Origin of the sequence: Oceanicaulis sp. UBA6590 (assembly GCF_002433705.1) — a bacterium.
Taxonomy (GTDB): domain Bacteria; phylum Pseudomonadota; class Alphaproteobacteria; order Caulobacterales; family Maricaulaceae; genus Oceanicaulis.
In genome coordinates this window covers 101,573-112,223 of record NZ_DJIQ01000041.1, presented here as the reverse complement: position 1 = coordinate 112,223, position 10,651 = coordinate 101,573, and the positions used below count along the sequence as shown (strand labels likewise).

Here is a 10,651-nt window from a genome sequence, read left to right as displayed (position 1 = left end):
GGTGTTCATTTCCAGAAAGTAGAAATTACGATCCGGGTCGACGATGAATTCGACGGTTCCGGCGCTGTCATAGTCCACGGCCTTGGCCAGCGCGACCGCCTGATCACCCATCTTCTTGCGGGTCGCGTCATCCAGGAAGGGCGACGGAGCCTCTTCCAGAACCTTCTGGTTCCGGCGCTGCACGGAGCATTCGCGCTCATTGAGATGAACCACATTGCCGTGCTTGTCGCCCAGAACCTGTATTTCGATATGGCGGGGCTTCTCGACGAATTTCTCGATCAGGATGCGGTCATCGCCGAACGAGGATTTCGCCTCGTTGCGCGCCGCCTTGAAGCCTTCGCGCACTTCGTCGTCAGAGCGGGCGATGCGCATGCCCTTGCCGCCGCCACCGGCGGAGGCCTTGATCATCACCGGATAGCCAATGTCGTTGGCCACCTCGACGGCCTGCTGGTCATCCTCGATTTCGCCCTTGAAGCCCGGAACCGTGTTCACGCCCGCTTCGGCGGCGAGCTTCTTGGATTCCAGCTTGTCGCCCATGGCCGAGATGGCGTGCGGGTTCGGACCGATCCAGGCGATGTTCTTTTCCGCCAGCGCCTTGGGAAAGGCCGCGTTTTCAGACAGGAAGCCAAAACCGGGGTGAACCGCATCGGCGCCCGTGTCGAGGCAGGCCTGAATGATCGTGTCCATCTTCAGATAGGATTCGCCCGGCGCGGGCGGTCCGATGAACACCGCCTCATCGGCCATTTCCACCGCCAGCGTATCGGCATCAGCTTCGGAATAGACCGCCACGGTGGGAATGCCCAACCGCTTGCAGGTCTTGATGACGCGCACAGCAATTTCGCCGCGGTTGGCGATGAGGATCTTGTTGAACATGTCCGGTCCTGTGGAACTTCTGATTTATGTGACGCCGGTTTAGCGCGGTGCGGATGCGGTGGGCAAGTCGCGCTGCAAGCGCGAACTAGTCCGCGTCCTCCTCCTTGCGCGCCGCCTTTCGCGCTTCAAACAGCTCCGCCTCATCCTCACGGCGGTCCAGCCAGCGAAATTCGACAGAGCGCAAACGACTGACCACCTGAAGCAGGAAGGCCGTGGACCAGCCCAGCAGCAGAAAGCCGTTGGCGCTCTCGATGGCGGCCAGCACCCGCCAGCCCGGCCCCAGCACGATGTCGCCATACCCCACTGTGGTGAAGGTGGAGGTCGAGAAATAGAGCGCGGCTTCGAACGTGTCGATCACGCCCCCAATCCGATAGAGCGCCGCATAAACCCAGATCTCTATCGCATGCAGGAAGAACAGGGTCAGCATCACGCCCAGGATCAGGGCCATCTGCCACCAGGCGGTGGACACATAGCTCGACCGCCCTTCCCGCCAGCGCATCACGGCGATCAATCCGGCCAGCCCCGCCATGTGAATGGCGGTCGTCAGCACCACCATGACAGTGGAGAGCAGCAGAGAAGACGCCAGATTCATCGCCGACCCTCCGTTTCGCGACAGCTCAAACGCCTAGACCTCGGGCGCCGCCTTGAGCTCCATGGCCGCACAGAATTGCTCGAACCGGCGCAGGGCGCGCTCCACGATCAGATCGCCGGCGTCAGACGCCGGTGAAATCACAAGCGCGTCTTCGGTCCGCGCCAATGTGAACGAGGACAAAAGCTTGCCGGTCCGTCCCGAAAGCGCAGCGCCGAACCGCATGCCCAGCCCCAGCCGCAAGGCTGCGGTGCGCTGCGCCTCGTCGAGCAAATGCGTGGAGACGCAATCCTCGCCGCGGGAAGACTTGCCTTCATACCGGTGATGCAGGGTCAGCGCCAGGAAGGCGCGTTCGGCATGGCTGAGACCGCCAATCGGCGCATAGAGCACCTGGGTAAAGGCCAGATCGCCGCGATGATCAGGGTGAAGACGCGCGCCGATATCGCTCAACCGCGCGGCAGCCCCTCGCAACCGTTTGTCCTGCAGCTCTCCGAACACGGACGGCTCTCCCCTGAAGGCCGGTTCAAGCCACTCCGCCAAAGCTGGCCCGAATCCAGGCTCTGGGGACGCAGACAACGCCATGATCTCCGTGCCGCTCAACAGCGGGTCGCCCTCCTCCACCAGAGACGGATCGCTAACGCAGACGACGCCTTCTCGCAGGCCATAGGCTGAGAAGACCACACGCTTGAAGCGGCCCGACTTCATGATCCGCTCGAGCAGCAGGGCGGCGTAAGGCAGGGTTGCGGCGCGCTTGGAAGATACGCCCGGCACTGACGCCAGCGAGCTTTCGCTCTGGCTCATGGCGAACTGGGCGGTCTTGCGCACCTGATCGAGACTCATCTCGTATTCGTGCAGCAGGCGCAGCGGGTAACTACGCATGCTCATGGACAGGTTGGCGAAGGAGCGCCAGGCGCCGCCGACGGCGTAAAACGTGTCCCCCGTCTGGCTCAGCACTTCGGCTGCGCGCTCCAGATGGGCGTCGACGCGATCGCGCAACTCTTCGGCCTTGGCCCCGGCGGCGTTCACCGCCAGCGGCCCCAATGGCAAGGTGATGGCTTGCTGGGCGCTGCGGCCCTCAAGCCCGGTCAGCTCCAGACTGGAGCCGCCCAGATCGCCCGCCACGCCCCAGGCGTCGCCCACCCCTGCAAGCACGCCCAGCGCGGAATAGCGCCCTTCTTCCTCACCACTGAGCACGTCAATGACGAGGCCAGTCTCCTGACGCACGCGCTCGACAAAGTCAGGGCCGTCCTCGCACTCGCGCACTGCGGCGGTCGCCACCGCGCCGCGAGTGCTCACGCCCTTGGCGTCGAGCAAACGGGTAAAGCGTCGAAGGGTGCGCAGGGCCGCTTCCACGCCTTCGGGATTGAGCCGCCCGGTTTCTGGCGCGCCCTTGCCCAGACCGGCCATGGTCTTCTCGTTGAAGACCGGCCAGAGCACGCGCCCCTCCACGCGGAACTGCACCAGACGCACCGAGTTCGAGCCGACATCGATGACCGCCACATCGCGGCCCTTCAGCCGGGGCTCGGCCCCGCCAAAGCCGAAAATGTCCCGCATGCCCATCAGTCGCGCGGACCTACATGGGGAAAGGCGGGCGGCTGGTCCTGCTTGAGCGCTTCACCGCGTCCGGACAGGGACGGATTGGTCATGAAATAAGCGTGTGCGGAGAACGGGTCCTCAACTCCATCAGTATCAAAGCGGGTGTAGGTGCCGTCCGGGTTCATGTACCAGCTCTGGGTCTCGTCATTGAGGTTGGCGACCATGATCTGATCGAGCACCTGACGATGCACGGTCGGATTCTCGATCGGGCACAGGGTCTCGATCCGGCGATCCAGATTGCGCGGCATCCAGTCTGCGGAGGAAATGTAAATCTCCGCCTGCGGACTGGGCATGGGCGCTCCGTTGGCGAAGCAGGCGATGCGGGAATGCTCGAGGAACCGTCCGACAATGGACTTCACCCGAATGTTCTCTGACAATCCCGGAACGCCCGGCTTCAGGCAGCAGATGCCGCGCATGATGAGCTCGACCCGCACCCCTGCCTGACTGGCTTCATACAGCTTGTCGATCACGCGCGGATGAACCAGCGAGTTCATCTTCGCCCAGACTCCCGCCGGCTTGCCGGCCCGGGCGTTGGCGATCTCGCGATCGATCTTCTCGCAGATGAATTCGAGCATGTTGATCGGGCTGATCACCAGCTTTTCCAGCTCCTGAGGACGGGCATATCCGGTCACATAGTTGAAGATGCGCCCGGCATCGCGGCCAAAGGCCGGATCGGCGGTGAACAGCGACAGATCGGTGTAAATGCGCGCTGTGATCGGGTGATAATTGCCGGTGCCGAAATGGGCGTAGGTGCGAAGCTCCGAGCCCTCGCGCCGCACCACCAGCGAGATCTTGGCGTGGGTCTTGTACTCGATGAAGCCATAGACGACCTGCACGCCCGCGCGCTCAAGGTCCCGCGCCCAGCGCAGATTGGCCTCTTCATCAAAGCGCGCCTTCAATTCCACCAGCGCCGTGACGTTCTTGCCTGCTTCCGCCGCCTCGATCAGGGCCGCGATGATGGGCGAGTCCTTCGAGGTCCGGTACAGCGTCTGCTTGATGGTGATGACGTCCGGGTCCCGCGCCGCCTGACGCAGGAATTCCACCACCACGTCAAAGCTCTCATAGGGATGGTGAACGATCAGGTCCTTGGCGCGCACCGCCGCAAAGACATCGCCCCCATGATCCTTGATCCGCTCTGGAAAGCGCGGCTCATAGGGATCGAACTTCAGCTCGGGCCGCTCATCGGGGATCATCTGTCCCAGCTGCGCCATGCCCAGCAGCCCGTCCACCAGCTGCACGTCCTGTTTCTCCGCATGCAGCTGCTGGGTGATAAAGCGGCGCAGCTCTTCGGGCATGCCCGCCTCGATCTTCAGGCGCACCAGCACCCCGCGGCGGCGTTGCTTGAGCAGCGCCTCGAACTCGCGCACCAGATCCTCGGCCTCTTCCTCGATCTCGATATCGCTGTCGCGAATGATCCGGAAGGCGCCCTTGCCGACGAGATCGAAGCCGGGGAACAGCGCATCCATGAACAGGATCAGGATCGTCTCGAGCGCGATGAAGCGTTTGACGGGCCGGCCCTGCTCATCCACCCGCTCTGTCGGGATCTCGATGAAGCGCTTCACCCCTGCCGGCATGGGCAAAAGCGCGTTCATGATGCGCCCATCGCGCTGGCGCTTGAGCTTGAGCATCAGGGCGAAGCCCAGATTGGGAATGAACGGGAACGGGTGCGCCGGATCGATCGCCAGCGGCGTGATCACCGGCAGGGTGTGCGCGAGAAAGTCATCGCGCAGCCATTCGCGTTCCTTGGCGGTCAGCGTGTCCTGATCGACCAGCTCCACCCCTTCAGCGGCCAGCAGGTCCTGCAGCTCGCGCCAGGTCTCCTGCTGGGCGTTCATCAGGTCGGTGGCGGCGGCGTTGATCTGGTCGAGCTGCTGGCCGGGCGTGCAGCCATCCATGCCGGGCCGGTCCATGCCGTTGCGCACCTGGGCGCGCAGGCCGGCCACGCGGACCATGTAGAACTCGTCCAGATTGCTCGCCGAGATCGACAGGAAGCGCAGGCGCTCCAGCACCGGATGGCGCGGATTCCGCGCCTCCTCGATGACCCGCCAGTTGAATTGCAGCCAGGACAGCTCGCGATTGATGAACCGGTCCGGAGACGCCATCAGAGCCTCCACATCAGTCGGGGATCCGGAGGATGAAGGCGCTGCGTCGGTCATACCGGGACTCCAAACAGGCGAAGGGCGCGTTGCGTCAACTGGATAGGACTGACAACGCCTCGCGCGCAAGGGTGCGAGTGACCGGCCCCTTGCGGGCCAGCGCCTCACGATCGAGCCAGGCTGTCAGCCGCCTCGCGTAATCAACCGAACGCTCCATGCGATCAAGCAGATATTCAAGAACACCTGGTGACAGCGGCGTACGCTTGTCCCGGAACAGCTTCTCCATGACCTGCCGCAGCAACGCATCATCAGGTTCATGCAACACCGCGGTCTCGGTCGCGATCAGGCGTGAGGCGAGATCGGGCAGGCGGACCGGCCATTCCGCGGGCGCCTTGCCGGCGGTCATCAGCACGGTGACGCCGGCATCGCCGGCCGCCCGGTTAAGCAGATGAAAGAGCGCGTCCTCATCCACGTCCCTGTCGCAGTCCTCCACCAGAACCGCTGCGCCGCGCCCGACGGTCTTGAGCCCGTTGGACAGGCTGGCCGGGTCCAGTCGGGTGGCGCGGGTGCGCGCTGTCCACATATGCGACAGATGGGTCTTTCCGCTGCCTGCCGGTCCGACCAGCAGAAGATGGCCCTGCCGCCAACGCGGCCAGCGATTGACCAGAGCCAGGGCGGCGGCGTTCGCTTCGCTCACCGCAAAGGCTTCCGCCCGGTAATCGGGCTCCAGAACCAGATCGAGCGCGAGTTGTCCTGGCTTCATCAGCGACTGCGTACTGTCCACCCGAGCGTTTCATCCTCGGCCAGAACCGCGCCACGGGCGCGCAATTCGGCCATGACCTGTTCGCGTGCGCCGCGATGGGTGATCGTCATCGCTGCGCCACTGCGCGACACGGCGTCCAGGCGCGCATTCTGAATCAGCGACGCGCCCGTCACCGCCTGCTGCAGCTCACGCCATTCGGCGAGATTGTCAAAAAGAATGCTCACGTCCAGCTCGGCCACGCTCATGTCGCGCACGACGCTGGCGCGTTTCCAGGCCTGCTCGCGCGGTTCGATGATGGCGCGCGCCGCATCCACATAACCCCCCGCGACGCTGACCCGATCGACCGTTTCTCGCTGCAGCGCGCCCTCCGCATCAAAGCTGACGATCACGCCCGCCGCCCGGGTATTCCCCGCGTCCTGGCGCGCAACCAGCACCATAACCTGATCCAGGCCCGTCGTTTCCATGACGGTCTGCAGGGCGATCGGATCAAGCGAGACGATCTCTTCGAGCACAACGCTGTCAGCCGGCACGAGCCGGACCGGGGTCAGGGCATGTTCAAATCCGCCCCTGGCCCAGGCCTCCTGCCAGTCTCCGCCCAGCACACGCTCTCCGGTCGGGCGCTCGGTCACGGCGATCAGCGCGATCGGCGCCGCCTGGGATTCCACAAACGGCACGCCCAGCCCCGTCAGATAGCGCCGAACGGCCCGCGGATCGAACTCGAGGCTGAGCACGCCGCGATAGCGGGTGGACGAGCGTTGTTCGTCCGAGATCTGCAACCCGGCGAGCAGGCTGGCGGCCTCATCGGCGCTCACCACGGGCAGGTCTGATTCCATCCGGTCTTCCGGCAGCGTCAGACGCTCGATCAGTCGCACGGCGCCCTCTGTCTGGCCCTGTTGCAGAGCGGTGCGCTGGGCTTCGGTCGCATTGTCCGCGCGCGCATCAATGGCCACGCCATCCACCACGAAGGGATTGTCCGCCAGCGCTGCAGCGCTCATCGCGCCCGCCGCCAAACCCGCCAAAGCCCATTGCATCGCCTGCCTGATCGCTTGCATGGTCATCCCCTAATGCGCCAGTTCGACGGCGACTATACGCGCTTGGGCGCTGCGGTGAACCCTGTTGCGGCGCCCCGCCCCCTCGCGCTTTTGACAATTGCGCGCTATGCACGCGGAAACTGACGACTTGGCCAAGGGAGCCGCCCGTGTCCCAATCCGACGCGACCAACAAAACCGGACTGACCTACGCGGAAGCCGGCGTGAGCATTGATGCCGGCGATGCGCTGGTCCAGGCCATCAAGCCGCTGGCGAAATCCACGGCCCGTCCGGGCGCGGATACGGGTCTGGGCGGCTTTGGCGGCGCCTTTGATCTCAAGGCCGCCGGCTTCAACGATCCGGTTCTGGTGTCCGGCACCGATGGCGTGGGCACCAAGCTCAAGCTCGCCATCAGCTCGGGCATCGTGAACACGGTCGGCATCGACCTTGTGGCCATGTGCGTGAACGACATTCTGGCCCAGGGCGCCGAACCGCTGTTCTTCCTCGATTACTTCGCCACCGGCAAGCTCGACCCGGCCCGTGGCGCGGCGGTCGTTGAAGGCATCGCCGAAGGCTGTCGTCAGTCCGGCTGTGCGCTGATCGGCGGCGAGACCGCGGAAATGCCGGGCATGTATACGGGTGAGGATTTTGATCTGGCGGGCTTTGTCGTCGGCGCCGCCGAGCGCGGCGCGCTGCTGCCGCGTCATGACCTGATGAAAGAAGGCGATGCGCTGATCGGTCTCGCTTCCTCCGGTCCGCACTCTAACGGCTATTCCCTGATCCGCCGCATCATCGACCATGCCGGTCTGGACTTTGACAGCGATGCGCCCTTCGCGTCGGGCCGCAAGCTGGCCGAAGCGCTGCTGGAACCGACCCGGATCTATGTCAAAGCGCTGATGCCGCTGATCCGCGAGGGCCGCATCAAGGGCCTCGCCCATATCACGGGCGGCGGGATCACCGAGAACACGCCGCGAATGCTGCCCGACCACCTGACCTTCGAGGTGGATTATGAGAGCTTCGAGCGCCCCGCCGTCTTCAAATGGCTGGCAAAGGCGGGCAATGTCGCCGAAAGCGAAATGCGTCGGACGTTCAATTGCGGCGTCGGCATGATCCTCGCGGTCGAGGCGTCTGAGGCGCACTCGATTTGCGACACGTTAAACGCCGCGGGTGAAACCGCGAGTGTCATTGGCGTTTTGAAGGCGAGCTAAGCATGGCGAAAACCAAAGTCGGCGTTTTGATCTCCGGTCGGGGATCAAACCTTCAGGCCTTGCTCGACGCGGCCCAGCATGACGACTATCCGGCCGAGATCGTTCTGGTCCTGTCCAACAAGGCAGGCGCGCAAGGGCTCGAACGGGCGCGCAAGGTGGATGTGCCCACAGGCTTCATCGACCATACGCTCTACGAAGACCGCGAGGACTTTGAAAAGGATCTGGACGCGAAATTGCGCGAAGCTGGCGTTCAGATTGTCTGCCTCGCCGGATTCATGCGCATCCTGACGCCCTGGTTTGTCGAGAAATGGCGGGACCGCCTCATCAACATTCACCCCTCGCTCCTGCCCGCCTTCAAGGGCGTGCATACCCATGAGCGGGCGCTGGAACAGGGCGTGCGCGTCCATGGCTGCAGCGTGCATTTCGTGCGCGCGGAAATGGATGACGGCCCGATCATCGGCCAGGCCGCAGTGCCCGTCATGGCGGGCGACACGCCTGAAACCCTCTCTGCCCGCGTGCTTGAAGCCGAACACAAGCTTTACCCCGCCTGTCTCAAGCTCGTCGCTGAAGGCAAGGCGCGCGTCTCGGCCGAATGCGTGCGCATTGCCGAAGGCAGCGAACCGGACGCCGAGACTGTTCTGATCAATCCGTCGGTCTAGCTCAGTCTCACGATCGCCGTGAGAGGACTGAAAGCATGAGCGAAACACCTGCAGATACGGTGTCTGAAACCGTCTATTCCGCGCTGTACGATGATGATGAAGCGCGGGTCTGCAAGGATGTTCCCGAAAGCGCCTGCCAGCACCAGCCGCGCAACTGGGTGTTTTCGACCCTGTCTCTCAGCCTGACCAAGACCGGCGACGCACTGGTTGATCCCAAACTGACCCTGACCTGGCTCTTGGGCGCTCTGGGCGCGCCGGCCTTTCTCATCGGTCTTCTGGCGCCGGTTCGCGAAGCGGGGGCGCTGCTGCCCCAGCTCTTTATCGCTGCTGGCATTCGCCAACGCGAGAAACGCAAATATGTCTGGGCTTTCGGCTCGCTGGGTCAGGCCCTGGCGCTGGTGATCATGGGCGTCATCGCTCTGAGCCTTGAAGGCGCGCTGGCGGGCTGGCTGCTGGTGGGGATGGTGGCCGTGTTCGCCGTTTCCCGCTCGCTCTGCTCGGTGAGCCACAAGGATGTGCTGGGAAAGACCGTGTCCAAAACCCGCCGCGGCGCGGTCAGCGGTTACGCCACCACGGTCTCGGGACTTGTGGCGCTGCTTCTTGGCGGCGTGCTGGTGGTCTCGCCTGACACCAGCGCTCCGATCATCGCCGGCCTGCTGTTTCTGGGGGCGGCCCTGTGGGTGATCGCGGCGCTCGTCTATCTCCAGCTCGCCGAGGCGCCGGGCTCGACCGAGGGCGGCGCCAACGCCTTTCCCGAAGCGATCAGGCAACTCCGGCTTCTCTGGACCGATCCCGATTTCGGCAAGTTCGTCGCTGCGCGCACGCTGATGATCGCCACATCCATCGCCCCGCCCTTCCTCGTCTCCGCAGCACAGGCGCGCACGGGGGCCGAGCTTGCGGGTCTGGGCGGCTTCCTGATGGCGTCCGCGGGGGCGGGCTTTGTCAGTGGCTGGGCCTGGGGACGACTGGCCGACAGATCGAGCCGCTGGGTGCTGGCGGCGGGCGGGCTTGCGGGCGCTGTCGCCTGTCTGGCAAGCGGGGCAAGCCTTCTGATGCAGGCGCCCTGGGCGGAGCTGATGGTGTTTCACGCCGCCATCCTCTTCATCCTCGCCTTCGGCCATCAGGGCGTCCGGCTGGGCCGCTCCACCTATCTGGTGGATCTCGCGGACGAGGACACCCGCGCCAGCTACACCGCCGTCTCCAACACGGTGATCGGGGTGCTTTTGCTGGTCTATGGTCTTGTCATGGGCGGGCTCTATCAACTGGCCGGCCCCTGGGTCATGATCGGCCTCGCCCTGAGCGCTCTCGCAGGCGCCGGGCTCGCCGTCTCGCTCAAACCCGTCTCTGGCTGACATGCGCATTACTGATGATCTCAGCATTGATGAAAGCCTGATCACCGAACGCTTCGTCCGCTCGTCCGGGCCGGGCGGCCAGCATGTGAACAAGACCGAGAGCGCGGTGCAGCTCCGCTTTGATGTCAGCGCTAGCGCCCTGCCCGACGCGATCAAGCAGCGCCTGAAACGGATTGCGGGCACGCGGATGACCCAGGACGGCGTGCTGATCCTGCATGTGGAAGACCACCGCTCCCAGGACCGCAATCGCGCCGAAGCCCGCACCCGACTCAAGCGCCTGATCGAACAGGCGAGCCGCAAGCCCAAGCCGCGCATCAAGTCCCGCCCATCCCTCAGCTCGATCAAGCGCCAGAAGGACAAGAAGGCGAAGAAGAGCCAGACCAAGAGCCTGCGTCAGAAGCCCCGTCTGGATTGAAGACCGACATATTGGCGTTTCTCCGGGACAAGTCCGTATACCTCCCATAGGCTTCTGGAAGCTATTTGGGGG

10 protein-coding genes are annotated in these 10,651 nt (G+C 64.4%); 4 read left to right on the top strand and 6 right to left on the bottom strand.

Going from position 1 to position 10,651, the window contains the following annotated elements; all coding sequences use genetic code 11:
- The 6 genes from B2Z70_RS09205 to B2Z70_RS09180 all read right to left on the bottom strand — a co-directional run.
- On the bottom strand, nucleotides 1-873 hold an 873-nt coding region (locus tag B2Z70_RS09205), incomplete at its 3' end, for an acetyl-CoA carboxylase biotin carboxylase subunit (RefSeq protein ID WP_292982676.1).
- An 85-nt stretch (nucleotides 874-958) separates the two neighbouring features.
- Entirely contained in the window at nucleotides 959-1,465 is a 507-nt protein-coding gene (locus B2Z70_RS09200; RefSeq protein WP_009800623.1) for a potassium channel family protein, read from the bottom strand.
- Nucleotides 1,466-1,498: 33 nt separating this feature from the next.
- A complete protein-coding gene (locus B2Z70_RS09195) occupies nucleotides 1,499-3,016 on the bottom strand; it encodes a Ppx/GppA family phosphatase (protein ID WP_292982674.1) in 1,518 nt (505 codons plus the stop codon).
- A gap of 5 nt (nucleotides 3,017-3,021) precedes the next feature.
- Nucleotides 3,022-5,214 (bottom strand): RNA degradosome polyphosphate kinase, encoded by a 2,193-nt coding sequence (locus B2Z70_RS09190; protein ID WP_083783157.1) that lies wholly within the window; start codon nucleotides 5,212-5,214, stop codon nucleotides 3,022-3,024.
- Nucleotides 5,215-5,248: 34 nt separating this feature from the next.
- On the bottom strand, nucleotides 5,249-5,917 hold the full coding sequence (locus tag B2Z70_RS09185) for a P-loop NTPase family protein (RefSeq protein WP_292982671.1): 669 nt from the start codon (nucleotides 5,915-5,917) through the stop codon (nucleotides 5,249-5,251).
- Nucleotides 5,917-6,969: a DUF2066 domain-containing protein gene (locus B2Z70_RS09180; protein WP_009800619.1), complete on the bottom strand. Its 1,053-nt coding sequence runs from the start codon at nucleotides 6,967-6,969 to the stop codon at nucleotides 5,917-5,919. Before B2Z70_RS09180 ends, B2Z70_RS09185 begins: the two co-directional genes overlap by 1 nt.
- A gap of 146 nt (nucleotides 6,970-7,115) precedes the next feature.
- Between B2Z70_RS09180 and purM the strand changes: the two genes are divergently transcribed.
- Genes purM through arfB form a run of 4 tightly spaced genes read left to right on the top strand, consistent with a single transcriptional unit; the run spans nucleotide 7,116 to nucleotide 10,579 of the window.
- Nucleotides 7,116-8,153, top strand: a complete 1,038-nt coding sequence (purM, locus tag B2Z70_RS09175; RefSeq protein WP_292982669.1) for a phosphoribosylformylglycinamidine cyclo-ligase — start codon at nucleotides 7,116-7,118, stop codon at nucleotides 8,151-8,153.
- A gap of 2 nt (nucleotides 8,154-8,155) precedes the next feature.
- Nucleotides 8,156-8,812 carry a phosphoribosylglycinamide formyltransferase gene (purN, locus tag B2Z70_RS09170; protein ID WP_009800617.1) on the top strand — a complete coding sequence of 219 codons (657 nt, stop codon included), beginning with the start codon at nucleotides 8,156-8,158 and terminating at the stop codon, nucleotides 8,810-8,812.
- Between the two features lie 35 nt (nucleotides 8,813-8,847).
- Complete coding sequence (locus B2Z70_RS09165; protein ID WP_292982667.1) at nucleotides 8,848-10,164, top strand: MFS transporter; 1,317 nt, start codon at nucleotides 8,848-8,850, stop codon at nucleotides 10,162-10,164.
- A gap of 1 nt (nucleotide 10,165) precedes the next feature.
- Nucleotides 10,166-10,579 (top strand): alternative ribosome rescue aminoacyl-tRNA hydrolase ArfB, encoded by a 414-nt coding sequence (arfB, locus tag B2Z70_RS09160; RefSeq protein ID WP_009800615.1) that lies wholly within the window; start codon nucleotides 10,166-10,168, stop codon nucleotides 10,577-10,579.
- The last annotated feature ends 72 nt before the right edge of the window (nucleotides 10,580-10,651 follow it).